General features: G+C 42.1%; 22 protein-coding genes. 3 read left to right on the top strand and 19 right to left on the bottom strand.

The features are described from left to right. Positions 1–8 precede the first annotated feature (8 nt). From F3I09_RS26535 to F3I09_RS26480, 12 genes are all read right to left on the bottom strand, one after another. The gene (locus tag F3I09_RS26535) at positions 9–1,331 is read right to left on the bottom strand and encodes an antibiotic biosynthesis monooxygenase (protein WP_149698085.1); all 1,323 of its coding nucleotides are present in this window, start codon (positions 1,329–1,331) and stop codon (positions 9–11) included. A gap of 241 nt (positions 1,332–1,572) precedes the next feature. Next, the gene (locus F3I09_RS26530) at positions 1,573–2,385 is read right to left on the bottom strand and encodes an alpha/beta fold hydrolase (protein ID WP_149698084.1); all 813 of its coding nucleotides are present in this window, start codon (positions 2,383–2,385) and stop codon (positions 1,573–1,575) included. Positions 2,386–2,436: 51 nt separating this feature from the next. Next, positions 2,437–4,665, bottom strand: a complete 2,229-nt coding sequence (locus tag F3I09_RS26525) for an FAD-dependent oxidoreductase (RefSeq protein ID WP_188133969.1) — start codon at positions 4,663–4,665, stop codon at positions 2,437–2,439. A 36-nt stretch (positions 4,666–4,701) separates the two neighbouring features. Further along, entirely contained in the window at positions 4,702–5,271 is a 570-nt protein-coding gene (locus F3I09_RS26520; protein ID WP_149698083.1) for a carboxymuconolactone decarboxylase family protein, read from the bottom strand. Between the two features lie 17 nt (positions 5,272–5,288). After that, positions 5,289–5,858 carry a cupin domain-containing protein gene (locus F3I09_RS26515; RefSeq protein WP_149698082.1) on the bottom strand — a complete coding sequence of 190 codons (570 nt, stop codon included), beginning with the start codon at positions 5,856–5,858 and terminating at the stop codon, positions 5,289–5,291. Positions 5,859–5,862: 4 nt separating this feature from the next. Then, positions 5,863–6,069 (bottom strand): 2TM domain-containing protein, encoded by a 207-nt coding sequence (locus tag F3I09_RS26510; protein ID WP_090105735.1) that lies wholly within the window; start codon positions 6,067–6,069, stop codon positions 5,863–5,865. Positions 6,070–6,323: 254 nt separating this feature from the next. After that, positions 6,324–6,893: a Crp/Fnr family transcriptional regulator gene (locus F3I09_RS26505; RefSeq protein WP_149698081.1), complete on the bottom strand. Its 570-nt coding sequence runs from the start codon at positions 6,891–6,893 to the stop codon at positions 6,324–6,326. Positions 6,894–7,128: 235 nt separating this feature from the next. Then, positions 7,129–9,096 (bottom strand): sigma-54 dependent transcriptional regulator, encoded by a 1,968-nt coding sequence (locus tag F3I09_RS26500; protein ID WP_149698080.1) that lies wholly within the window; start codon positions 9,094–9,096, stop codon positions 7,129–7,131. Between the two features lie 19 nt (positions 9,097–9,115). Next, complete coding sequence (locus tag F3I09_RS26495; RefSeq protein ID WP_188133968.1) at positions 9,116–11,158, bottom strand: histidine kinase dimerization/phosphoacceptor domain -containing protein; 2,043 nt, start codon at positions 11,156–11,158, stop codon at positions 9,116–9,118. Positions 11,159–12,077: 919 nt separating this feature from the next. After that, positions 12,078–12,737: a nucleotidyl transferase AbiEii/AbiGii toxin family protein gene (locus F3I09_RS26490; RefSeq protein WP_149698078.1), complete on the bottom strand. Its 660-nt coding sequence runs from the start codon at positions 12,735–12,737 to the stop codon at positions 12,078–12,080. After that, positions 12,727–13,206 (bottom strand): plasmid maintenance system antidote protein, encoded by a 480-nt coding sequence (locus F3I09_RS26485; RefSeq protein ID WP_149698077.1) that lies wholly within the window; start codon positions 13,204–13,206, stop codon positions 12,727–12,729. The genes F3I09_RS26490 and F3I09_RS26485 overlap by 11 nt, the downstream gene beginning before the upstream one ends. Positions 13,207–13,666: 460 nt before the next feature. Next, positions 13,667–14,359, bottom strand: a complete 693-nt coding sequence (locus tag F3I09_RS26480; RefSeq protein WP_223233393.1) for a hypothetical protein — start codon at positions 14,357–14,359, stop codon at positions 13,667–13,669. 497 nt (positions 14,360–14,856) lie between these two features. On the opposite strand from F3I09_RS26480, the gene F3I09_RS26475 reads away from it, so the two are divergent. Beyond that, on the top strand, positions 14,857–15,447 hold the full coding sequence (locus F3I09_RS26475) for a hypothetical protein (protein ID WP_149698075.1): 591 nt from the start codon (positions 14,857–14,859) through the stop codon (positions 15,445–15,447). Between the two features lie 163 nt (positions 15,448–15,610). Next, entirely contained in the window at positions 15,611–17,626 is a 2,016-nt protein-coding gene (locus F3I09_RS26470; RefSeq protein WP_149698074.1) for a M13 family metallopeptidase, read from the top strand. Between the two features lie 134 nt (positions 17,627–17,760). Here the strand turns inward: F3I09_RS26470 and F3I09_RS26465 are convergent, their stop codons facing one another. From F3I09_RS26465 to F3I09_RS26445, 5 genes are all read right to left on the bottom strand, one after another. Then, complete coding sequence (locus F3I09_RS26465; protein ID WP_149698073.1) at positions 17,761–18,498, bottom strand: SDR family oxidoreductase; 738 nt, start codon at positions 18,496–18,498, stop codon at positions 17,761–17,763. 68 nt (positions 18,499–18,566) lie between these two features. Then, positions 18,567–19,448: an AraC family transcriptional regulator gene (locus F3I09_RS26460; protein ID WP_149698072.1), complete on the bottom strand. Its 882-nt coding sequence runs from the start codon at positions 19,446–19,448 to the stop codon at positions 18,567–18,569. A 213-nt stretch (positions 19,449–19,661) separates the two neighbouring features. Beyond that, the gene (locus F3I09_RS26455; RefSeq protein ID WP_149698071.1) at positions 19,662–20,636 is read right to left on the bottom strand and encodes an MBL fold metallo-hydrolase; all 975 of its coding nucleotides are present in this window, start codon (positions 20,634–20,636) and stop codon (positions 19,662–19,664) included. 87 nt (positions 20,637–20,723) lie between these two features. Then, on the bottom strand, positions 20,724–21,290 hold the full coding sequence (locus F3I09_RS26450; protein WP_149698070.1) for a Crp/Fnr family transcriptional regulator: 567 nt from the start codon (positions 21,288–21,290) through the stop codon (positions 20,724–20,726). A 94-nt stretch (positions 21,291–21,384) separates the two neighbouring features. Next, a complete protein-coding gene (locus tag F3I09_RS26445) occupies positions 21,385–21,885 on the bottom strand; it encodes a hypothetical protein (RefSeq protein WP_149698069.1) in 501 nt (166 codons plus the stop codon). Positions 21,886–22,069: 184 nt separating this feature from the next. On the opposite strand from F3I09_RS26445, the gene F3I09_RS26440 reads away from it, so the two are divergent. Next, a complete protein-coding gene (locus tag F3I09_RS26440) occupies positions 22,070–22,759 on the top strand; it encodes a DUF2461 domain-containing protein (RefSeq protein ID WP_149698068.1) in 690 nt (229 codons plus the stop codon). 60 nt (positions 22,760–22,819) lie between these two features. Here the strand turns inward: F3I09_RS26440 and F3I09_RS26435 are convergent, their stop codons facing one another. After that, on the bottom strand, positions 22,820–23,857 hold the full coding sequence (locus F3I09_RS26435) for a DUF6340 family protein (RefSeq protein ID WP_149698067.1): 1,038 nt from the start codon (positions 23,855–23,857) through the stop codon (positions 22,820–22,822). Between the two features lie 282 nt (positions 23,858–24,139). Then, on the bottom strand, positions 24,140–25,291 hold the full coding sequence (locus F3I09_RS26430) for a FecR family protein (protein ID WP_149698066.1): 1,152 nt from the start codon (positions 25,289–25,291) through the stop codon (positions 24,140–24,142). Positions 25,292–25,331 lie beyond the last annotated feature (40 nt).

Here is a 25,331-nt window from a genome sequence, read left to right as displayed (position 1 = left end):
TCTTAATGCTATTGACGAATAAGGGGTGAAAATTCAATAAGGTTATGAAGCCCAGTCTGAAACGGTTGCTTTTTGATACTTGAATTGAGGTAATCGATCACCGGTTGAATGGGCGGAAAATTGAGATGATATTGAAAAGCTGCATTACTTCTAAACTTTTCATACGTTACAAACTGTGTATCGTCTTCTTCCAGTTGTGATAGTTGATAAGTAATGACGCCGGGTTCACTTCTGAATTGTGGCATTGCTACGTGGTAAACATCTTTAAAGCGCTGCTGTGTTCCTGCCCTTGCATCTACAAACAGCATAATGGTAAGCTGACTGTCTGCTGCATTGGCTGTTTTACGCCATTGTTGTTTTGAAAGGGGTTCCAGGTCTTTTACAGGGATGCTTTTTATCGGCTTTTGTAAAGCCATTTCTGCTAAACGACTTACTGCCTGCGATTGGGTGTTACTTTTTGCTTTCATCCATTCTTCAATACTTCCCCACCGTTCTATTATCCAAAGTATGGAAGGGTTTTCCCTTTCATAGTAGGCTTCCGCCATAATATTGCTTTCAATACCGATAGCATATATTACGTAATCTGTAATTGCTTTTTTGAATTGGTCCAGGTATTCGGGTTTTACTTCATAACGTGTAAGCCTGGCTACAGCCTGTTGCTGTTGTAATGCTGATAGTACTGCTTCTCCAACAGCCTTTGCCGATTGTGGATTCTGACCTGTTACCACGCGTTGGTCCGTTACAACATGTGATTGCCAAAGACCTGATTTTTCAAATATGGCTCCCCGTTCCATTAATTTCGACTCCAGCAGGAAGGGCACAACCTTCTCAAGTTTAACGGCCACTTCTTCTTCGTTGGTAAAGGCATTTATTTTCTTACCATCAACCAGGTATTGGCCATTGGAAAGCTTGATGTTGACAAGTCCTGCCGGGCCATGACAAACGGCGCTTACAATGCCTTCATTCTCATAGATCTTTGCAGCAATAGCAGCTAAAGTTGTATCGTCTGCAAGATCCCACATGGCGCCATGGCCACCGGCATAGTGAATGGCAACATATTGCGCAGGATTAATTTCGGAGGGCTTTTGTGTTTTTTCAATTTTCTCCCTGTATGCAGTATCGTTCCAGAATTTTTTATTGACAACATCACCAAGGTTGAAACCATCCACAGGGGCTGCCCCTCCTTTGGGACTAACAAAATCGATATCATAGCCAGCATTCGTAAGCACCTCCCAGGGATAGGCCACTTCTGATAAATAGAATCCTGTTCTTTCACCAGTATTCCCTTTTTTATCATGACTGGTTACTACAAATAGAATTTTCTTTTTCATCTTACTTACATTTTGTGCCTTTGTATATGAGGTGCATATCAGAAAAGCTGTTATCAATACAAGTACAATGTTGGTATTAGATAGCCATGCGTTTGTCCTCATTTCATTTTGTTTTAACGTGCATGAATAAATTGTCAATTCAAAATTAGCTGAGTATATATTCCTAAGGAAGTGAGCGGATCACTAATAAAGTGTGATTTGAATCACGGCCAATGATGTAAACCATTGGCCGTTACCGTTATCATTTTGCTATGCTGAGCAATAGCTTTGACACTTCATGCGGTTGAGACAGAAATGGCGAATGACTTGTATTTACTGTAAGAACGGTGGTAATGTGTGCCGCGGCAATCATGTTGTCCTGCAGGGCTGGTGAAATAACAATATCCTGCAGCGTTTTGATATATACTTTTTTAACAGATCCAAAGGCGACATCGGTTAACGTAACCTTATTGGAAAACGGAATTGCTGGCTCTGCACGATAATTATCAATTACCTGTTGTTTAACAGCGGGCGTACCATCATTGATAAAAAGCCAGGTAAGGCTATCGGCCTTTACATCGAGCGTCAAATGGTCGGAAGAGGGAATTAATGAGGCTCCCAGTTTAGAATCAGGATCAGTGGGGGCCAGATCAGCCAGCGCCTGTCCCGATGCTGGTAGAAAAGCGCCAATGTAAACCAGTTGGCTGATTTTGGAAGGGATCTTCTCTGCCACCGCAGTGATCACCATGCCCCCCATGCTGTGCCCAACCAAAATAACTTTTTCATTTACTGTAGCAATAGCTTCTGTCACTTTATCCCGGTAAACATCCAGACTCAGGGTCTGCGGTGGCGTTTTGTCGCTGCCATGCCCCGGAAGTTCTACAACAATTACTTTGTGCCCCTTATTTAGCAGATCAGTACGTACGGCATCCCAAACGTAGGGCGCCTGCCATGCGCCATGTACCAGTACATAGGTCCTGGGGGTACCGATAGCATTGTCTTCGTTTTTTTTGCAGTACGCAAATGTAGACATAGCGAATGCTGCTGCCAGCAGCAGGAAAATTGTTTTTGTCATTGTTAATAGTTTATTGTTTCCATCTCTTATTTAATTGGATAATATTGCGGGCTAGCCAAAGTCGTCCATTTTTATTTTGTCAATGGGAACCTCTTCCCGGGTCAATAACTGCTTCATAGAAGCCAGAAAGGGAGAAGTTCCTACTAAGTAATAATCGTATTGCAGCAGGTCATTCAAATGGTATTTTAGCAGATCAATATCGATCCTCTTGCTCGTTGAAGTGATGACCGGCAGATAGGTGTAATTTTCTATTTTTATATTTTCCAGTTCCCGTTGATATGCTGTAGATGCTATTGTTCTATTGGAATTGAAAAGATAGATCCTGCTTTTGAATTGTTTTTTTTCCAGTTCCTTTAGTATGGGTAGAACGGGTGTGATGCCGATGCCGCAAATAAGGAATACGGTGTGCCCCATGCCTGGTTTCAACAGAAAATTACCGCAAGGCCCAAAGATGGTGGCCTCATCTCCTGCCTCCATTTGTAAACAGGAGTATTTAAAGCTGCTATCGCTCACTCTCATGGCAAAACGAAGGATTGGCTCGTCGGGATGAGAGACAATGGAAAGTGAACGAAAGGGTAGGTCCAGTTCGATTTTCTTTGGTTTATTCAGGCGAAGAATGGCGTACTGTCCTGGCTTATGGTAAAATCCTGGTGGTTTCTCAAAGGTCAGCTCTATGGTGTTTTCCGCGATTACCTGGGTTGTCAGTAGTTTGACGATCCTGCCATCTTCCAGTAATTGTTTGTTATAGGTTTGCCATTTGATCGCTTTATTCATAGACATGGCAGCCCAATAGCCGCCGGAGATCGACCCGGTAAATCCGCCGCCGGGAAAAGACCATGCCGAGGCGAAATACATATTTCTAAGAGGAGATCTTGCCGGAATTCTTTTCACACCCGATTGTGAGGGGCTCTGTGCATAGCCATAAGGCGTGCCTTTGGGGTTAAGTGTATACCGTTGAATAGTTTTAGCAGTCCCGACTTCATAAAAAATGATATGCTGAAGAATGCCGGGGTAATGCGTTTCCAGTCTTTTTAAAAAGAGCTGCGCAATCTGTTCCTTTTTGTTTTTATAGGCCGGTTCATCCAATCCCTCCCACTCCGATAAATAATCGGCTGCGCAGATCACACCAAAGCTTTTCCCCGCAGGTGTAATTCCGGAGTCGAGCTGGCTGTAATCGACAAATACAAAAGATTTATTACCCCAGTCTCCAATGTTGTTAGCTTTGATGTCTTTCAGCTGGTTGATACCTTTGCCCTGAATGAAGGTGGAGTAATGTTGTACGCCAAATTGCTTCAGGTCAATATCGAAACCCATGTAAATTGAAATCAGCGAACAGGATGTTTCCAGGTTTTTCGTTTTTTCTTTCAACGATTGTCTGTAAGGTTCGGGTAGCATCTTTATAGCATGTGGTATGGCCGCGTTCAATACAATGGCATCTGCATAAATGGTTACAGGTTCCAGTGAATCATTGAAAGCATCGCGGTACTGCACACCAGTAGCCCTGTCATTTTCAACCAGAATATTTTCTGCTTTCTTACCTGCCATTACCTGTCCGCCATTTTTTTCAATAAAGGAAGTAAGGTAATCGGAAAGCTTTTGTGAGCCGCCTTTTATATAATAGCCGCCACCGGTTATATATCCAGCTTGTGCAATAGCAAAATGCAGCAACGATAAATTGTACGGATCATCGCCATAATACAAAACGTTGGTAGTAAGCACCAGTTTAAGCTGTTCATCGGTGATGTGTTTATCGAGCCAGTCGCCGCAGCTTAGCTTTAGTGACTTAAAAATATTTGAGTACAAAACAGGTATGAAGGGATAGATCAGTGTCATCTTCCACTTTTCTTTTGGCATCCGGTAAATTTCATCCAGGACATTGTTCATTAGCCTGAAAAAAGCCTGAATGCCTTTTGCTTCGTGTGGAAATTTTTCGATCAGTGCCTGTTGTGCACGTGCTGTGCCGTGTGGAAAGGTGAATGTGGTAGCTGCAGAGGTTACATGAAAGAGCTCAGGCGCCGGAACGAATTGTATAAACTTATTTACGTCAAGCAGCTCGAACACTTCAGCTTTGATATCTCTGTCATGAAAGCCATTCATTTCGTGTAACCCTACTTCCATGATAAAACCCTTGCGCTTGAAGTTGGTGGCGCATCCCCCAGGTATATAGTGCTGCTCAAGGACCAGCACCTTCTTTCCCAATTTGGCTAGTGTGGCACCGGCTGTTAGGCCACCTAGCCCGCTTCCTATAATTACCGCATTGAATTTATTGATTGCAGTCATATTTTGGCTATTGTTATAGTGGGAGCATTCTTTATCTTATCCATTATTTTCAGGCGCAGGCATATCAAATCCATTTAATACTGTTGCAATGAGGCAATAGCCGCTGATGAGAAAGATGAGCTCTCCGGTTTCATTTTGCCCAAGCACATTGACAGCCTGATGATAGGTGGAAGCTGGAACAACATGGCCTTTAACCAATGCCGATGCTACGTCATGAGCGATCGCCTCCTGCTCGTTTAGACCTTCCGGGCGGCCACCAGCTGCCAATGATGCGATAATACCGGCTGAAAGCCCAAAGGCCGCCGCCATGATCTCATGCGCATATAGCTCAAAGCGGGAACCAAAGGCACCGCCTACCGTAAGGATGGCCACTTCACGCACTGTTTTCGGAAGTGTTGCATGGTTATCTAACGACTTCAAAAATGTTAGCGCAGGTATACCAAATTGTGGAAAATGTAACATGGGCGGAAACGGCCCTAATAGCGCCCCTTCGGCATTCATCATCACTACCGGGCCCTGGCTGCTGGTTATTACGTTAGCGATTTCATCGTGTACATAGCGAAGTTCGGGACTAAGGGTATGGGGTGGCAACGGTTGTAAGCGCATGATGTTGTTTTTATGTTTTAAAGAAGTTCATTGGTGAATTCACCATCGATAAGGATAAAAGCCATACGGCAGGGTTTCCCCGACCGGTTTGCCCAGGCATGGTTGGTGCCACGTTGAACGATAATGTCGCCGGCTTTGATCGTTACTTCGCCTTGATCAACTATCAATGTTATTTCTCCCTCCAGCACAATACCGTAATCAATCGTCGCCGTGCGGTGCATCAAAGGATGTGGTGCATCCTGGCCTGCTTTCGAAGCTGCTTCTCCGCCCATAGCTTTAAAGTGCGTACCCGCTTCTTCTTTGGTAAGATTTCTGATCTCCTCCCCTTCTGGCGGAAAATCAATCACCCTGATACGTGTGCCATTTTTAGGAGGCCCCAGTACCAGGCTGGTTTCTTCCAACTCGCCGGAAACAGGATCAATCAGCGCTGGCGACTGCCGTGTATTCCATACTTCATGAAATCTGGCGCCGTTTGGCCCGCCAATCATATACGTCTGGCCGGGTGAAGCGTCTGACACGATAATTGCTTTTCCATCTGCGTTATGACCTGTTACGATACGTCTTACTGTTTTTTGTTGCTGATCCATGATATTAGTTTTTAGATGTTTTTTGATTTTTAAAAACAAAAACGCCCAGGTAGTGAAACAGGACGCCTATTGCCCATGCTGGTGTTGACCATAAAGGCCATGGATAAGTTCTGTCGGTCAGATACCACAAGATCCAGATGGCCGGCGTGGTCAAAAAGAAAACGATCAGATGGATCCTGAAACCTTTTTGGGGAGATGTTAGATGTGACATACACTTTAAATTTTTCTGATGTGATAGTATAGGATGGTTACGTATTGTTTGTTTAACAACCGTTGTGAGATAAAATTACTATCATAACAGGGAGCCATAAAGACGTCTACTCACTTTTTGGGAGTGATTAGACTCACTATTGCAGCGTGATTCCAGTCACTCATTGGCAGGGATACAGTAGAAGTTGATTGAAACAAAAGAGGGTATATCAGCATTGATACACCCTCTTAATATTATAGTCTATCCTAACGCCCTTATTTATGGTTAGTATATAACCGGCTTAGTGTTTCGCGACGCAAGCCGAGAAACTCTGCGATCATTTTTTTAGGTATTTGTTGTATTAAGACGGGATATAATTTTGCAAATTCTTCATATCGTTTTTGTGGTGCATTGCAAAGCAATATTTTGATCCTTAGCTGTAGGGCAATAAACCCTCTGGTCATTTTCATCCTGAAAAAATGTTCCATTTTGTGCAGCTCAGCAGCCAGTTTTTCCCTGCCATAAAGGCTGAGGCATAATACTTCACCAGGCACTAAACATTCCAGGTACATGCTTGCCGGCTTCTGGTTAAAATAGGAATTATAGTCAGACATCCACCAGTTCTCCTGAGCAAACATGCAAACATATTCCTTTCCCAGATCGTCGGAATAAAATACTCTATATATGCCAGAGAGTACCAGGTACTCGTATTTAACATCTTCTCCTTCCTGTATCAGGTATTGATTCTTGCGTACTTTTTTTAATGTAAAGAACGATTTGATGAATTCAAATTCTTCATCGTTAACTGGCGTTATGTCTTCAATGTGTAACCTCAATCTGTTCATGTTATCAGGTCTATAGAATTACGTTTAATTTTTTAAAGCAACAACCAATCTCAGGTGACACCATTTGTATGCCATATAATATAGATCCTAAGAATAGGATTGTCCTTCTTTACAAGGCAATGAAAATGAGTTTTTAGTACTCTTATAATGAGGGGTACTTACAACCATGACAATCAGCCAACTCCAATTTTTTTGGAGTTGGCTGCATGAAGTCTAAAAATATTGGAGTAGATGTTTACTGGTTTCCTGTGGTTTGGATAAAATCCTGTCTCTTAATGTTCAGCTTAGCCATTTTTGCTTCCAGCGTGGTTGGTTTGACATTCAACATTTTCGCAGCGCCATTTGTGCCGCGTATACGGCCATTCGTTCTTTTTAAGACCGAAATAAGATAAGCTCTTTCTGTTTCCTGCTGAACGTGTTTTACATCCTGCAGTGTTTCGATATTTATTTCACCGGTTAACGCAGGAGCCGCCATGGTCAGGCGTCGCCTTAATTCCAGTTTTGATTTTCCATCGTTAAGGATAACTGACTGCTCCATAATATTCTCCAACTCCCGAATATTCCCCGGCCAGTTGTAGGCACGCATTTCTTCTATCATGGAAGGTGCAATACCCTGGAATGGCTTATTGAATTCCTGGCAAAACCTGTTTGCAAAAAAAAGTGCCAGCGTTTCAATATCTGTTTTCCGTTCCCGTAGAGGCGGCAATGTTATGGGAAATACATTGAGCCGATAATAGAGATCAAGCCGGAAATTTCCTTCTGCTACTTCTTTTTCCAGGTTTCGGTTAGTAGCGGACACAATTCTAACATTCACTTTTACGGAGGAACTTCCGCCTACAGATGAAATTTCTTTTTCCTGTAAAACACGGAGTAATTTAACCTGCATATCCAGCGGCAATTCTCCAATTTCATCTAAAAAAATAGTGCCTCCATCGGCTTGTTCAAATCTTCCTTTTCTTTTTTCTATGGCGCCGGTAAATGCTCCCTTCTCATGGCCAAATAGCTCCGATTCTATCAATGTGGTTGGAATGGCAGCACAGTTTACTTTTACGAATGGCCCCTTTGCTCTTTGTGACAGCGCGTGAATATAATGGGCTACTTTTTCTTTTCCGGTTCCGCTTTCACCAAGTATCAAGACCGACGTATTATAGGGCGCGATCTGCGTGGTAAGATCCAAAGCAGCCAGTAAAAGCGGGTGGTTGCCAATAATACCCTGAAATTCGGGACGATTCGCAGCTTCACTATAGTCTTTGTTAGTAGAAAAGGGTTGATCGGTTGCACGCGCTGCATGCGTCATTTTCTCTGCCAGTTCTGTCAAATACGTTTTAAAACGATCCAGTAAAGCAATGTGCTTCTCCGTGTAAATAGCGCGCTGGCGACTGTAAAAGAAGTAGTGAACCGCCGAACCGTTCTTTAAATCCACCGGGAAAACCAGGAAAGCCTGACAATTAAGGAAATCAAACCATGTTTTTTGTAGCGAAGGATCATTCAATTCCTGTTTTGTTATTTCATCACTGTAAATGATTGCGTCTGCATCTGTATGGCTGTTCTTAATGATGTTGGAAAGCTCGTCTTTAGTTAAACCGGTAATGGTTGTTAATTCTTTTTCACGAATAAACTGGTATTCATCAAACCCTATTCGTAAATAGGCTGTGTCATTGAATTGCGCAGCATCAAAAGGCCTGGGTCCTACGGATATAAGATCAAAAGGGATATATGATTGTAACAAACGGGCAATCTTCAGTAGCTGTTGTTCAGCCGTTGCAGTTTCATTGCTTATTGTGGCTAACTGCTTTTGCAAAAAATCTTCTTGCCTGAGTTGGGCTTCCAGGCTATGGCGATGACGATATAGGGCTATTTCCAACGCTACCAGCAGGTCATTTTCCCTGAATGGCTTTACAAGAAATCCATAAGGCTCGGTTGTCTTTGCTTCTTCCAGTATTTTCTGGCTTGAATGTGCAGACAAATAAATGAAAGGAATATTTTCCGCCCTCAGTTTCCTGGCCAGGTCTATACCTGAACTTTCTCCTTCTAATCGAATGTCGAGCAGTACAAGGTCCGGCTGTTGGTTCCGTATATTTTCTTCAGCCTCTTCAACCGAAGCCACCATACCTGTTACACGATAACCAGCTGTCTCCACTGCTAAGCGGAGCGCATTTCCCACAATAAATTCATCTTCTACAATCAATATTTTGATATTCATATTTATATTGTTGCTGAGTTCATTTAATTAAGATTGGAAACCTCACCGTTATGTGTACGCCTTTATTGCTTTCAATATAAAAGCTGCCCTTTAGCTGTTTGGTAAGCCCCTGCATCAGATCCAGTCCGAGTGAATGGTTTTTACCGGTGTCAAGTCCTGCAGGTAAACCAATACCATTGTCCGATATTTTCAACAATAGTTGATCGGTGCCCTCATATTGTAAATGAATGCTTACGACCCCTTTCTGCTCAGTCAGGAAGGCATACTTGATAGCATTGACAATGCTTTCCGTAATGATCAATCCCAATGGGATTGCCTGCGAAATATCAAGATCTACCGACTCGATCGTTTGATCAAAAGTTATCTGATTGTTAGCATCAAAACTTTCATGCAGGTAACGCACCAGGTCTTTGATATAAACGGGCATCGAAATGGTTGACATATTTTCATCCTTGTAAAGCTTCTGGTGAATCATTGACATTGCCTGCATCCGCCGCAGACTGTCATTCACAGCAAGCCGGGCTGTATTATCCTCAAGATACCTGGATTGCGCATATAGTAAGCCGGTTACCATCTGAAGGTTGTTCTTAACCCGGTGATGTACCTCTTTGATTAACCATTCTTTTTCTTTGAGTAATTTATCCTGCTCTGTAATCAGTTCTTCTAAGAATAAATTTTTCTGATCCAGTTCCTTCTGATTAGCACTGAGCTTGCGATTGTTTCTTTGTTTTATCAGATAGCGGTTAAATAGCAGGCCCACAATGACCAGCAGCAGTACTACATAGGCCAGGATTATGTTCTTTGTTTTATTAGTCTGCTCAATACTGATACGCTGCAGTTGGTTTTGGTTGTTAAGCAGTTTAATATCCTTTTCCTTTTTAGCGGTTTCAAATTGAATCTGTAATTCTTCTATTTGCCAGTGCTTGGTTTCATTGAAAAGGGAGTCGCTCAATTGCTTGTGCCTGAGTAAATGTTGTATAGCGGAAGTGTAATTTCCTACGCCGGAATCACCTTTGAAGAGCATCAGCTGAATGTCTTTCATCATTGCAAGTGAATTCCTGATTTCCGCAGCGCCAAGTGCCTTTTGCAAATATGTAATCGCGTTCCTGTATTGCTGCTTATTGATAAAATACTGCCCTATCTCGTAATAGACATCAGTGGTTATTTCATTGTTTTCCTGCAGCTGCCCTGCCAGTTTTATTAATTCAAGATAATACTTTTCGGCCTGTTGATCCTGCTTCACAGCCTGGTAACAGTATGCCAATGAACCTAACAGACATATTTTTGCGTCAACTCCGATAGGTTTGTTTTTGGCGTTGATGTCAAGAATATAGGCGAGTGCTTCCTTCTCCCTTTTTATTTTTATTAGTTCCCTTGCAAAGAAGCTTGCATCCCTGAATTTATAAAAATTGTCGCTATCATTAAATACCCGATTATTGAGTGTTTTCGAATACCACTCCACACTTTTGTCTGGTTGCCCTATTTCCCTGTACATATTGGCAAGGCGACTGTAAAAAGTAAGGGATGAAGTGGAATCATTTGTGGCTTCGATACTTTCTATTGCCTTTAACCCATAAAAAATACACTTATTGAAATCGCCTTTATAGCGATAGGTAAAAGCCAGCAGATCATAAATATAATGCAGATCCCGATAACCGATCGCTTTGTAAAGATCCAGTGAATTCAATAACGCAGTTTCTGCCAGATTTACCCTGCCATTCACCAAATGTATATCAGCAATCGTCTTTAAAACAAATGCTTCTCTTTCCTGATTACCACTTTTTTTATAAAGCGAGCGCATTTGCTCAAAACAATGCAACCTGGTTATTCCAGTATTCTCACGCAACGGAATCAGCATTGCCAGCTCGTACCACAAAAGGGCTTCCCGTTCTTCATTACCTGGCATGCTTATTTGAGCTATCGTTTCCTGATATAGCTTTTTACTTGGCTGCAGGCCTTCGGTAATAAAGCTAACCATTGCCTTGATATGCGTGCGTTCAGGTTGCCATTTTGCAGACAAATGAACCGGTGCTATTTTACTTGCCTGCTCTAGGAAAATCATAGAGCTGTCTAAATTCTGTTTGAATCCGGATTTATGAAACAGATAATGGCGGCCTAATATGATCAATAAACGAAAACGGGTTGAATCGTGTAGTGGGCCTAACAGGTCAAGCGCAGATTTTATTTCATTTTTTCTAATAAAGGCATCTCCTTTTAATAAAATAGCTTCATTTTTTCCATTTTCATATTTTAATGACTCACTAAGATGAAGAGCCTGGGCTGCAAACAAGGAAGCGCTATCAAGCTGTGTCCATGGATTTCCAATTCTGTACACGTAATATTCCCTGAGCAAATAATATTGGCCCAGTTTTAGCAAAATATGCACCCGACCTGTATCTGCTTTGCTTTTCCTGAGTTGTAAAAACAATTCCGATTGATGATCCCATATCCTTTGAGCAAAAGAAAATGGTGGGCTAACCAGCAAGATCACAATAGTGGAAATAAGGAAAATAAGTCTTTTATTATAGTGTTTCATGTATGAAAAGAAAATATTATATAATTAGACAGGGCGGTCCAACGTGTCTTAAAATTATGACAATAATTATCAAATTTGAACTGGGGTTTAATAACGCGCCAGCTTATCCGGAAAATTGCGACAACCGAATATGCAATTACCAGGATTGGAGCTGTTAGAAAAGAATATAACGGGTACCTGAAATTGACAAAACTGAGATACATGGTATTAGGTATTAGGATTAAATGGATTCGAAAGATGTCATGATTTGTTTCAAACTCTCATTATAAAGGTTCGAAAGTTGTCCCGGATAGCCCGCAAGCTTTAAAGCCTTCAAGTCGAAAGATTTGAGGGCTTTATTAGTTTGAATCCCCATCTCTGGAAATGAATATAGGTGTAATAGTAAGATCAAGGGGCTGAATATCTGCAAAGGAAAACTTCATTGTTTCTGGCTTTTATATTTGAGTTATCTGGCCCCCTTATTATTTATATACTCTGTAATTTCAAGTTTTATTAATTCCCAATGTTTCCCTTTCATACAGATAGGTTCAAAGTCATCGTCAGCATTTGAGAAGTCCACAAAATTCGACCAGATAGCAGCTTCATCATGGCTATAGGGATAACGCTGGTGATGAAGGTCTATCATTTGTTCAGGAGAATATATTTCTATTACTTCATGTAAATCCCAAAAATCTTTTTTACGACCTCCACGTTGTACTACATCTATCTTCATTGCAATAATCTCTTCCATAGTAGCCATTCGAATATTCTCCATTATTAATTCAGGTTGAATAAACGGATCTGTATAATAAAGATCAAGTTTTATGGCTTCTTCCTCACTGGTTCCAATAAAGTAGGATCTTCCCATGGCGACTGGCCCGGGACTCGGATCAGTAACATATGGGAATGCCTCACGTAGATAATTATCTATCGCATTGAAATCTATAGAGTCATATGCAGCATCGGTAAATAAATCTATATCTACTGATAAGCGATGTCCCATTTGAAGACTTAACGAAGTTCCGCCTACAAGCCGGAATTGTTTTAACAATTCACAATGCATTAATTGAAGAAGAATTGATTTTAACAATGGACTAACTGTATTCCAGTATAATTTAGCGGGCATCCTTTTTTTGGGTTTTATTTTTCAGTACCTGATCAACTTCGGCCTTTCCATAAAAACGATTGACTTCCTCCTTCTCCTGCTCATTCCCACGTTCAAATACCCGTTGAATAACAGCTCGCTTCTGTTGTTGCCAATCGATTTTATCCATTTGGGTATCCCAAAATAATATAGCCCTTAGTTTAGAAAGATCTGGATGCTGATTAATGTATTGTTTTCGTTTTTCTTCTTTGATTTCGTAAAATATCTGCAAGATCATAAAAAAACCTTCTTCTATATCAAGAGCATGTTCAATCTTTAGGGCAAGAGCAGTATTCATATTCCTTTTCCCTTTGGTAATAGCACCAAGGGTTTGAGGGAATTCATTAATTGAAAGAGCAAAGGGTCCCTTCGCAAGCCCCCTTTTTTTAAGCTCCCTCTCCAGGACAATTCCTGGATGTAATCCCTTTAATATGGATATATCTTCCTGCATGAAACAAAAATAAGCAATTTTGTTTACTTTGGACCGTTTGAATTAGGGGGGATTACTGGTAAAATCTTATATCTGTAGGGGGAATTATATAGCGGTTACATAACTAATTGACTGATTTGCAAAGTATTATATTATTTCTAGATGCTCTTTACAAGAGCCAATTACATAAAATAAAGGCAATAGTTATATATAATTTTTTTAATTAAAAGTATTTTCAGGAGGTAATGATCTATTAAATAAGCGTACTCATAAGCTACCATCAAATTGGCAAATTTGTTCAAAATTCGTCTTAAACAGGTTCGAAACTTGGCCCTCTTCGCCCGCCCAAAAACTAACGCATAGCGTAAAAACTTTAAAGCCTCCTGATGATCTCAGAAGGCTTTTTTATTGCAACTGTCTCCTATTAAATGATTTTGACCTTAACAGGTCCGGGGCGAATTCCCTTTTCTTCACAATAAAATTACTTCGTCCTGGCAAAGTCCTGGTACCTGTTTAATAAAAAGGTTTTCAGTTCAACCAGGTTATCTGTATTAATCAGGTCTACCCCGCAATTCAATAGCTCTTTCCAGACTGCAGCATCTTCAGGGGAGGCCCACAATCTTACTTTCTTGCCATTTTGATGAGCTATCTGCACATATCTGCAAAGCGCATCTCTTTCCTTTTTTGTTATAGTTTCCCGGCCATTCCGGCCTAATATCCGATTATAGTGACAACTGGCTATCGGGTACAGATCTGCAGGATTCTTTTCCCTGGCCATTTGTATGAGGTTTTCATCAATAAATACATATCTGCAATACTGATGCGCTATCGTACAGACAGGTTTCTTGCCGGTTATCACAATAGTAATAGCTCGTTTATATAGCGTTCCATTCTCATAATAGGATAATAGCGGTTTGTATTTTTGTAGCAAAAGAGCCAGTGAGCGATAGCTTTTTTCCGGACTACTTTTTATATCTATCATCAAGGTAATAGGCGGATGAGTAGCCCCCATCGTATCATTTTCAAAAAAAGACCTTAACGGATCAAGATATAATTTATCAATTGTCCTGGACGGCTGTAAAGAAGGTAAAATATGCGCTACTACAAGTTGTCCTTTTCTAAGATATACATCTGCTTCCATGTAAGTGAATCCATTGTCCAATGCATCGAACACAGGGCGCTTGTGCCAATAGTCATTATGAGCGTATGCATTTTGAAGGAACGTTACATTTTGTGATAGGGATACTTGGGGCCAAAACATTGACATCCACAGCATAAATATGCGGAATGGCCCCATTTTTTTGAATGCAGTCATTGTAAGTTGTAGGTTTAATATTACACAAACTTACCTTTTGAATGCATGCAACTACCTGATCGTTTATGAAATTATAGTTATGGAAATCTTAACTTAATGTTAGCAGCATATTTAGCCCTATTGAGCTCCTGATCGGGACATCGCAGCTGGAAGGTAAATATCACTCTCTACAGGCATTGGCAGTATAATGCTATATGCAACGTAGATAAATTATAATCTAAAGCGTCTCATAAGCCGGTTTAGATTTTGTTGTAACCTTCAGCCGTCCTGGTTTTTACCCGACCTTTTGTTTATGCTAATATGAAACTTTCGTTTTTAGATATATCTTTACAGAAGATTCATTCCCTATATTCATTATGAGAATACTTCTATTATCCCTGTTAGCCGGGATGTTCCTGCTGCCTGTCTATGCCCAGAAAAAGTTTATTCGATTACAAACCTCAGAAATAAACGTGGATAGTATCAAGCACTATCATCGAATCCTGATAGTATCGGAAGGAGGAATGCAGGCTTACAATTACATGAATAACCTCTCTGTTGAACTTATAAAAGGGCTAAAAGAGCTGAATATTGAATGTAGATACCATTATCTGGGAGATCCTCTGAGGGTAAATACAGATGATTCGCTGAAGCAGGCGAGGAGTTGGGAACATGATGCCGTGTTACGTTTTCTCCCACTGGCCAATAACGAAAGGACGCGCCAGCATGATCTCTCGTATTTTACTACTCCGGCGGGATCCAATAGGTCAGTATACCGGCAGCGTCCAATAGTTACAGAATATATTATGGAAAACTCCTTTGAGCTATCGCTTGAAGAAAATAATAAGAATATATGGACAGCCAGGCTGGAGTCATTGTCTCACCCAGATAAGTTGACGATGTACGAGAAGGTGCGTGCCGTAATCCTGAAAGAAATGAGGCGGTTTTATCTGATACCACGTGAGTAGAAGCCTTTACCTGCATTTGTCCTGCTTTATGGATATAATTGTTGGAGTCATCCCCAATTTTATAACGAATCATTTTCAGGTATGACGTATTTGATAAAGTATTAGATAGAAACGATATCTTTATTAAGCATTCAACATCATTTCGCCACCCAAATTAATCTATATGAAAAACTGGTTCTTACTATCCGTTTTCCTAGGTTCTTTTATTGCCTGCCGGCCAGGAATAAACGAAAAACCCTTTATTGCTATTGAGGGACTCGATTCAACCATCCAGCCAGGTGATAATTTTTATAATTATGTAAATTTAAAATGGTATGATACCGCACAAATACCACCCAGTCAATCGGGCGTAGGTGCATACCGATTTATGAACTATCAGCAACGTCTTAAGTTACAAGGTATTCTTGATAGCGTATCAAAAAGTGAAAATCCCCCTGGGAGCCTTGAACAAAAAATCGGTGATTTTTTTGCTTCTGGAATGGATACCAATATCATCAACCAGCGTGGCTTTGAGCCACTCAAAACCGGCTTGTATCGGATCAATGCCATCACCAGCATTCCTGATATGCTTACATTCATAGCGGAAGAGATCAAATTGTCAAACTTATCCCTTATTGATTTTCAAGTTTCGCCCGATCAGGAAAACAGTAGCATGAATATGGGGCATATTTATCAAACTGGTATCGGCATGCCTGACAGGGATTATTACTTCAAGACTGACACAGCCACGGTTGCTATACAGCAAGCATATAAAAAATATCTCGCAGATCTTTTTTCGTTGACTGGAAGCGATTCTGCCTTAGCGCAAAAAAATGCAGCACTTGTTTACGATATCCAAAAGCAATTGGCGACATCACATAAAACCAATGTTGAGTTGCGGGATATAAAAGGCAATTTCCATAAAGTAGCACTGGCGGATTTAAATAAGCAACAACCCAATATAGGTTGGACGACTTTCTTCCAACATCTAGGTGCCACAATGGATTCACTGGATGTAGCCCAACCAGGTTATTATAATAAATTGAACACACTCTTCAAATCGATCCCGATCGAGGATTGGAAAATATACCTGAGAGTGAATTATATTAGTAGTTATGCAGATTATCTCAGCAAGCCCTTTGTAAATTCATCCTTTGAATATAATAAGGCCCTTACGGGACAGGCCATGCAAAAAACACGCGGCGAGATCATGTCAGGCGTGGTAGATACCTATCTTGGCCAGGCATTGGGACAATTATATACGAAGCTATATTTCCCAGAGTCGGCGAAAGCGCGGATGCTGGAGCTTGTGAACAACCTGCAGAAGGCGTTCTCCAATAGGGTGGACCTGCTGGACTGGATGAGTGACAGCACCAAGCAAAAAGCCAAGGAGAAATTATTTGCCATCACCAAAAAGATCGGATATCCCGATAAGTGGCGCGAATACAACAATGTAAAAGTTGTGAGGAATAAATATTTTGAAAATGTGGTATCGGCGGCCGCGAACAACTTCCAATATAACCTGGCCAAACTTGGGAAGCCAGTTGATAAGACCGAGTGGTTCACTACACCGTCCACAGTTACTGCTTATAACAATCCTTACGCCAACGAGATTGTATTCCCCGCCGGAATTCTGCAACCTCCTTACTTTGACAATAATGCTGATGACGCGATTAACTATGGTGGTATTGGCATGGTGATCGGGCATGAAATGACGCATACGTTTGATGACCAGGGGGCCCAGTTTGATAAAAACGGTAACGTAAAAAGCTGGTGGACACCTGAAGACTATGAGAAATTTAAGGCCAAAACACAACAGGTCATCGACCTGTACAGCAAGTTCACCGTACTAGATAGCATTCATATAAAAGGTGCGCTTACAGTAGGAGAAAACACAGCGGATATCAGCGGGGTTGCCGTAGCATATGATGCTTTTAAAATGACCAAACAAGGTCAGGATACAACGAGGATCGGCGGCTTTACACCCGATCAGCGGTTTTTCTTTTCAATAGCCAGGATCTGGCGGGTGAAAATGAAAGACGAATACCTACGCTACTGGGTCAATAACGATCCCCATTCTCCACCCATGTGGCGTGTAAATGGCCCACTGATGAACATCCCGGCTTTTTACTCAGCTTTTAATGTACAACCTGGAGAGAGGATGTACCTGGACGAAAATAAGCGGATCAAGATCTGGTAAGGTGTCCCTACCACCCCACAAATAGTTTAAAAGCCTGCGCCAAGCGCGGGCTTTTAATTTTCTGTTGGGGGAATAAAGACATGATACCATATTGTCGGCGATCTAAGCCTTCCTGTTTATGAATCGTTTTCAGTTTACCAGGGACAATTCGCCGGTTCCGCAAAATACTCCTCACTAAAATACTTACCTGTTGGCCCATCCTGGCCGATTAGCGCATATTTAGCAATGCGTTGCCCTGCTTCTGCAGGAGTGCTGGTACCCTGATGGTTGGTAAAATCCGTTTGTGTCCAGCCCGGACAAACCGCATTCACCTTGAATGAGGTGTTGCGAAGCTCATAAGCCAGATTGACTGTGTACATATTTAGCGCTGACTTGGAGGATTGGTAAACGACGTATCTTTTAGGGTAGTTGTCACTGTAAATATCGGCCGCCAGGGTAAGCGATCCCATGCTGGTGCTTACGTTTACAATTCGTGGTTCCGGTGATTTTTTGAGCAAATCTATAAATGCCTGTGTAACCCGTACCACGCCGAAAACATTTGTGTCATAAACCGCCTGGTATTGGTCGGCTCCGGATTCGAGCGCAGATTGCTCAAACCCGCCGGCGATGCCTGCATTGTTTACCAACACATCTAAAACCCCGTTTTTTTCGCCTATAGTTTTTCTTGCGGCATCAACAGATTTTTGATCTGTTACATCCAGTTGAACTGCCTCAATATTGCTAAGCCCTTCAGCTTTCAATTTTTCCACAGCAGTTGAACCGTTTGCAGGATTACGGCTGCCTAAATAAACAAAGAATCCTTGTTGGGCGAGTATTTTTGCTACTTCAAAGCCAATGCCCTTGTTAGCTCCTGTTACTAATGCTGACTTCATATATCTTTCATTTTAGTTAATGAAGCAAAGCTAACCAGCTAACAAGCGGGCAATAGGGATAAATCTTTCTAATTGTGGGACAAATCACGTAATTCAGCTATGTAGCGGCTCACGCTCTTTCCGGTGCTTTTTTTGAAGAGGCGTGAGAAATAGCCTGGGTCATTAAAGCCCAGATCATAAGCTAGTTCCTTCACTGATATTGAAGAATATTGCAGCTTTCGCTGCGCTTCCAGCATGAGCCGGTTGATGATCCATTCTTTGGGAGAAACGCCGGCAAATTCCTTTACAATGTTATACAGCGTACTGGCGTTCAAAGCCAGTTTTTCAGCTATGCTATGTACATCGTGTTGCTCGGTGAGGTTCGTTTCTACGGCCAGCTTAAATGCAATGTATTTTGATAATTTGGAACTGGCGATAATCTCCTGACTTTGATATTGCTCGAAGTAGGCTGTGTTAAATTCGGTCAGCAGCGTGTGTAAATGCGCCAGAATAACCTCTGCTTTTTTTTGTTTTCCGGGAGAATGAAGCAGCTGAAACAGTCCGGAAAGAAGGTTTTTTACCCGTTGTTGGGCAGCTATATCGAAAGAGATGGAATTTACATTAAATGGATTAACAAGGAATGGATAGGAGCCAGGCAGCAACGTTAATGTGTTGTCATCAAATGAAAGTGCATAATGTCGTATGTTTTTGTCGTAGGGCAGCTTGGTGAAAATCTGATTAGGTAACCCAAAGGCTAGCTGACCATCGTTGATGATATACTCCTGCAAGTCAGTCTTAAAGGTTGCCGGACCTTTCTCTATATATTGGAAATAGTAATATGAAAGCCGGTGCGGTTTAACTAATATCTGCATCACATCATCCGGTAACGGGATTGCACAATGCTCATTCAGTGCGATACACACTTTATCATGATGCCTGATTTTGTCCAGTAAGCCCTTAGTTTCTTCCATTATTGAACGTTTACTGCTAACAAAGATATTACAGAAGTATAAAGGTTGGGGCGAATAGTTGTCCTGCGATTGTTTGAACTACGGCATAAGCTCCTATTAGCACAGGGGTAGAGGTGGAGTTGATCTGGTGTTGAGCTCCGGTTGTATAATCGCAATAAAATTTGTATTATAGAAAAGGATGCACTTCGTTACCTGAAGTGCACCCTTTTCTTTTTACTTATCCGTAAATATCGTTGTATAATTCGCTGGTACCCACTCATACTGTTTTCCGCTCACTTTTAAATGCCCTATGCCGGGAAAGGAAAGATGTGGCGCAGCAATCCAATAACCATCTTTAACTGCCTCATTGAAGGTATTACTACGGGCCGCAGCTGCTGCAGCCAGGTCTACATCAAAGTCAATTGTTACTGAAGGATCGGTGAATTGAACGGCTCCTGCATGGATCACATCTCCCCAGAATACAAGTTTTTGCCCTTTGCTCTCTACCATATAAAAACTATGACCTGGCGTATGACCAAAGGCGTTGATCGATGAGATGCCTGGGAATAGTTGCGCTCCCGGATCATAAGTCTTTACTTTACCAGCTTTCTGATAAGGCATGATCGCAGCCTGAGCAGGATCGAAGAAAGGTTGCGCCCTTTTGTTAGCCTTTTCCTTGTTGCCAGTTGTTAACCAGAACTCAGCTTCTTTTTTGTTGATGTAAATAGTCGCATTGGGGAATGTCATTTTATCGCCTTCTACAAGCCCGCCCACGTGATCAGCATGCAGATGTGTTAGTAGTACAGCATTGATGTTTTCGGGATGAAAACCCGCGTCAATGAGGTGTTTCTTTAATTTACCCAGGGTTGGTCCAAAGAAGCTGCCACAGCCGGCGTCAATCAGGATCTGCTGATTGTTTGCCAGAACGAGGTAAGCGCTTATAGTGGTTTCGGCGATGGTATCAAGAAAGTTGTTCCGCAGTAAGTCTTGTATTTCTCCGGGCTTCGTCTCGTGTAGCAGTGTTTTTAGATTTAAGGGAATGGTGCCGTCAGAAAGAGCAATCACCTGGTAGTTGCCGAGCTGCATCCGGTAAAAGCCTGGTTGGTCAGGAAGTTGGGCGCTTGTCGTTTGGGCTTTGGCAGCAAACATTCCGCTCAGTAATAATAACATTAATATTCCTTTGAAGGAAAATGCACTTGGAAATTTCATTGGTTTAAAAATTAGAACACAAATTTCCTGTGGTGATTTCCCTGGTGAAAGGACATTTGTCACTTAAAAATTGTGACAAATGTGTCGTTATTTCCGGTATAAACGGCTTATGGTTTCTCTTGAAACGCCAAGATAAGAGGCTATATGCGTCTTAGGGATCCGGTTGTATAGATGTGGATATTGGTGGACGAAATTTTCAAAGCGCTCCTTTGCACTTCCCATGATCATTAGTTGCAATCTTTTTTGCAATGCAACATATCCCATATTGGATTTTACTGCCAGATAGTGTTCGTATTTCCAGATCTCCCTGCCCAGCTTTGCACGGTCTTCATAAGATAGCGCTAACAACTGGCAGTCTTCCAGGCATTCAATAGCGGTAGAGGCAGGAATGTGCTTCATGAAAGCCTCTCTTTCTGAAATCCACCAGGTCTCCGCCGCAAACTGATAGGTGAATTCCTTTCCGGTATTATCCGTTACATATGATCTGAGACAGCCTTTCAGTACGAAATATTCATGTTTTACCAGGTCGCCTTCCCTTACCAATGAACTGTGCTTTTTGAGCTTTACAGTTGTAAAGTGAGACAAAATATAGTCAAATTCTTCATCTGTCAGTTTGCTGACAGATTCTATATGTGTTCTTAAAGGGTGCGACATCATACAAATTTAAAGAATACCTGCATAATGTCGCGTTGGGTTGGCCATCATGGTGGGAAGCAGCAGGCAGATAGCCTGCTACTTCCATGAATTGTTATGCTGATTGGAGTTTCTTGTTCTGTCCTCTCAGCTTGTATAGTTGATAGCATATACCCACGACAAAGACGAGGGCCAGTACTCCCATAACAGGTTGAAGTGCCGGGTCTTCCTGTCCAGATGCAAATGGATGTCCTAATGGTACGCGGATAAGGGTTTCTGTGAATGCAGGTACCAGTGAGAAAAATAATGTGAGCGACATTAACGTCACCTGGATGTACTGCCATTTCTGGCCGAATAATTTTATAGAAGGCGCATAATACGCCAGCGGAAGCATTACCAGTATCGTAATGGCCAGGAAATGTCCGGGCGATAGATGGCCGCTCTTCATGATAGGGAAAGAGGTCAAACAGGCTAATGCAGTCAGAATGATATAGATCTTGCCGGTTCTTTTCTGAGGGGCGATCACGCCAAAAGTAAATAGTGATACAAATGCCGGAATGAGGGCCAACACGCCGATTATGGTGTGGATGAGGCCCAATGTTGTGAGGTGAATCATAGTTGTAAGTATTAGAGTTGGGACTGGAAGGGCAAGGGGTATGCCATTCCTTAAATGATTGTCAAACATTAAGATAATGTTTTTTGGGCAGAATTTTTTTAGTGATATATCGCAATTGGCTGTTGATTCGCGAAATATCGTTTTTCGTGTTAGTATCTTTGCCGGGTCATTTAAACCGGATCTTATGGCCAAGCAGGCATTATTACTTCCATCAGGCTTTGATTTCTTGAATAAATTAAGAAGCAACAATAACAGGGAATGGTTCAACGCGCATAAGGATACTTTCCTGAATGAGTTGACCATTGTAGAGAACTTTGCCGAAGCATTACTGCAGGCGCTTAATGCACATGATGAAATAGAAACGCCTTCCGGCAAGAAGAGCCTGTATCGTATTTATAGAGACACCCGTTTTTCTGCAGATAAAACGCCTTATAAGACTCACTGGAGCGGTAGCTTCAAGCGTGCAACCAAATATCGCCGCGGAGGGTATTATTTCCATATTGAGCCTGGCAATAGCTTTATTGCAGGTGGATTCTTTGGTCCCAGTACAGAGGACCTTAAACGGATGAGGGAAGATATTGCATTTGACCCGGCACCGCTGCGGAAAATTCTAAAAGCTAAGTCCTTTGTTTCGACATTTGGTGAGCTGAAAGGTGAGCAGCTGAAAACTGCTCCGAAGGGTTTTGATGCGGACCATGAGGCGATTGATCTGCTGCGTTATAAGCAATTTCTTTTAGTCAGGAATTTTCCGGATGAAGTGGTATTGAGTGGTGAGTTTCTTAAAGAGGCGAATCAGACATTCAAGAATATGCGTCCGTTTTTCGATTATATGAGTGATGTGCTGACGACAGATATTAACGGGGAGGCATTGTGATGGATCTGTATTAAAAAGACAGGTCTATGGGGCAGTTAATTTCCCCATAGACCTGAAACTTTAGCTTTGCTGTTGATAGTTCAGCACATTATTGCTTGCTTTCCTGTTTTTAAGGATGTTGACATATTTCAGTGCCAGGCGGTTGTTATAGTTCTCATAAGCCTTTTGTGCCCATTCTATTGCCTTATCCAGCTGCCCGTTTATTTCACAGATGATCGCCATATTGTAGCATGCCCTGCCAGCAATCTTAGCGCTGGAGGAGGTCGTTTCTTTCTTCCATAATTCGGCAGCGCCATCCCAGTTACCTGTTCGCGCTTTACGCGTAGCGATACTGAAGTTATCGGTTCCTTTCACATAATAATCCCGGGTTACTCTTATCCAGTAGGGGATCAATCTAGAGGCATAGGCCTGCCCCGTTTTTCTGCTGACGTCAAGTATGGCTTCTTTCCGGTTGATGATAGCGCCGGCGGCAGCTACGGGGTTAATACCTTTTCCGGTGAAGGTGATGTCTCTGGTGAGCGCGTATTCGTCCAGTACCAACTTTTCCACAGGATCATAGATTCTCCAGCCGGTTTTCACGGTTGTGAGCATATTAGCGTGGTGCTCGATGCCTGGAATATTGCCTAATGGTGTTTTCATTGATATGGGAACGGCAGCGTAGCTTACTTTTGAATCTGTGTCAAACAGCTCCAGTGAGAACAGCGCGTCTACGTGTTTTTCCCGGCAGATCTTCTCAATCACGTCCCATGTAAGTGGGGCGGGGAATTGTCCGGGCACGTTTGTCCTCAGGTCAATACTATTGAAAGCGGTGACATTGGTGAACCTGTTGTTTTTGATCAGTTCATCGGCAAGTCCGATAACGCCTGCCTGGGCGGCTTGTCTGTCAAGGCTATCGCCTTCCACGGTAAGTACCTTGTCAATGATGTCCAGGGCTTTGTTTTTGTCTGCAACGGTACTTCTGTTCACGATCCCCACGTTTTTTATATCAGGGGATATGGTCACAGGCGCCGGTTGTTGGACGCTGATGTAGACAAGATTTGTAGAGCTACAGGAATAAAGTGCGACCGAAGTCACAACAATAGAGAACAGCTTTTTCATAGGTAAGTGATTTCTCCCGAACTTTAATTAATTGATAGTGAAATGTTTAATTGCCCCGTTTACGATATCTGATATGGCATTGCTGACAAGATAGTAATAAATATTAGAATATGTATATATGGGATGGCTTATGAGCTGGCCAGAGGGGGATTCCGGAAATGGGGATACAATGGATGAAGGTGAATTCACATTGTTGGGGAACGAAAAGGGAATCTTTAAATGGTTAACCTGATAACGTTGGATGAGGTGATAGGAATGGCGATAAACAAGATTAATGGTTGATTATTTGATATGGAATACTCCATTTTTATCTGTATAGTAGTCTATACCGTTAGTAGCTTTTAGTGCCTTCAATACATTTTCTATTGGCTGGTGTCTATCTATTACACCTGTAAAACGTTTTCCGGCCACTTCTTTGTTATCCAGTTCCAGGGAGATGCCATAGAGGCGGGGGATGACCCGGCAAACCTCGTCTAACCTGGCATTGCTGAACAGGAATTTACCCAGTCTCCAGCTCAGTACGTCTGTTTCGTCAAAAGGCCCTGTACTGATCTTATTGGAAGCATAGACAGCTTCCTGTCCCGGTGTGAGTTGAAGGCTATCTGTTTTGCTGATTACCTTAACAGCGCCCTGTACTAACGCTATCCGTGCTACGCCGCTGTCGTAGGTATTGACATTGAATTCAGTGCCAAGAACGCGGACGGTGGAATTCGGAAGATGTACAATAAACGGCTGGCTGGCATTTTTGGCTATCATCAGGTAGGCCTCTCCGTTAATATATACTTCCCTGTTTCCTGCTTTAAATGCCAGCGGGAAACGGATAGAAGTAGCTGCATTCAGCTGTACCAGTGTGCCGTCGGATAAGTGTATGGTATAGTCTTTTCCGGCAGGAACGGTAAGCGTAGCAAATTCAGCGCCGCTGGTAGCGGAAGTGGTGGTATATGTAAGTGTTTTATTGTGTGTTTTCAGCACGGCATTGCCGGCAACCACCTGGCTGGTATCGGTATCCAGGGTGATGACCTGGCCGTTTGCCATTTTTAACTGGATCTGCTGTTTGTTAGTGGCTGTTTGAGCTGTTTTAAAATCGTTACCGGTTTTTCCTGAGAACTCTGATTTAAAAAGAGTTGGAATAGTTAGTAATGCGATCACAGCAGCAGCAGCGGCAGCTGTCAATGTACTTATTGCAACAATTTTTCGGCGTTTCTGGTGGTGTATACGGTTAAGGATCTTATCTGCAGGATCCTCGAATGGTTGGCGTTTCAGATAATCCTGTACCTCAGGTGTATTTAATACGTTTAACATGTCATCCCGCATCGCCCTGGCATCCTCGTTCACTGATATTTCCTGGAATAGCGTCTCTCGTCCGGCTTCAGAAAGGTTTCCGGATATTTCATCTAAGACCAAAATTCTAATATCTTCGAGATTCGTCTTCATTTCCAATATATAAAGTAATTATTAGCTAATAGGTAACGTC

Source organism: Chitinophaga sp. CF418, from assembly GCF_900142925.1.
Taxonomy (GTDB): domain Bacteria; phylum Bacteroidota; class Bacteroidia; order Chitinophagales; family Chitinophagaceae; genus Chitinophaga.
The sequence above is the reverse complement of the archived record's forward strand: the minus strand, read 5'-3'. Positions and strand labels throughout refer to the sequence as shown.

Coding starts and splice junctions, on each gene's coding strand:
- F3I09_RS26535 (WP_149698085.1), bottom strand. CDS start 1,331: ATGAAAAAGAAAATTCTATTTGTAGTAACCAGTCATGATAAAAAAGGG.
- F3I09_RS26530 (WP_149698084.1), bottom strand. CDS start 2,385: ATGACAAAAACAATTTTCCTGCTGCTGGCAGCAGCATTCGCTATGTCT.
- F3I09_RS26525 (WP_188133969.1), bottom strand. CDS start 4,665: ATGACTGCAATCAATAAATTCAATGCGGTAATTATAGGAAGCGGGCTA.
- F3I09_RS26520 (WP_149698083.1), bottom strand. CDS start 5,271: ATGCGCTTACAACCGTTGCCACCCCATACCCTTAGTCCCGAACTTCGC.
- F3I09_RS26515 (WP_149698082.1), bottom strand. CDS start 5,858: ATGGATCAGCAACAAAAAACAGTAAGACGTATCGTAACAGGTCATAAC.
- F3I09_RS26510 (WP_090105735.1), bottom strand. CDS start 6,069: ATGTCACATCTAACATCTCCCCAAAAAGGTTTCAGGATCCATCTGATC.
- F3I09_RS26505 (WP_149698081.1), bottom strand. CDS start 6,893: ATGAACAGATTGAGGTTACACATTGAAGACATAACGCCAGTTAACGAT.
- F3I09_RS26500 (WP_149698080.1), bottom strand. CDS start 9,096: ATGAATATCAAAATATTGATTGTAGAAGATGAATTTATTGTGGGAAAT.
- F3I09_RS26495 (WP_188133968.1), bottom strand. CDS start 11,158: ATGATTTTCCTAGAGCAGGCAAGTAAAATAGCACCGGTTCATTTGTCT.
- F3I09_RS26490 (WP_149698078.1), bottom strand. CDS start 12,737: ATGCCCGCTAAATTATACTGGAATACAGTTAGTCCATTGTTAAAATCA.
- F3I09_RS26485 (WP_149698077.1), bottom strand. CDS start 13,206: ATGCAGGAAGATATATCCATATTAAAGGGATTACATCCAGGAATTGTC.
- F3I09_RS26475 (WP_149698075.1), top strand. CDS start 14,857: ATGAGAATACTTCTATTATCCCTGTTAGCCGGGATGTTCCTGCTGCCT.
- F3I09_RS26470 (WP_149698074.1), top strand. CDS start 15,611: ATGAAAAACTGGTTCTTACTATCCGTTTTCCTAGGTTCTTTTATTGCC.
- F3I09_RS26465 (WP_149698073.1), bottom strand. CDS start 18,498: ATGAAGTCAGCATTAGTAACAGGAGCTAACAAGGGCATTGGCTTTGAA.
- F3I09_RS26460 (WP_149698072.1), bottom strand. CDS start 19,448: ATGGAAGAAACTAAGGGCTTACTGGACAAAATCAGGCATCATGATAAA.
- F3I09_RS26455 (WP_149698071.1), bottom strand. CDS start 20,636: ATGAAATTTCCAAGTGCATTTTCCTTCAAAGGAATATTAATGTTATTA.
- F3I09_RS26450 (WP_149698070.1), bottom strand. CDS start 21,290: ATGTCGCACCCTTTAAGAACACATATAGAATCTGTCAGCAAACTGACA.
- F3I09_RS26445 (WP_149698069.1), bottom strand. CDS start 21,885: ATGATTCACCTCACAACATTGGGCCTCATCCACACCATAATCGGCGTG.
- F3I09_RS26440 (WP_149698068.1), top strand. CDS start 22,070: ATGGCCAAGCAGGCATTATTACTTCCATCAGGCTTTGATTTCTTGAAT.
- F3I09_RS26435 (WP_149698067.1), bottom strand. CDS start 23,857: ATGAAAAAGCTGTTCTCTATTGTTGTGACTTCGGTCGCACTTTATTCC.
- F3I09_RS26430 (WP_149698066.1), bottom strand. CDS start 25,291: ATGAAGACGAATCTCGAAGATATTAGAATTTTGGTCTTAGATGAAATA.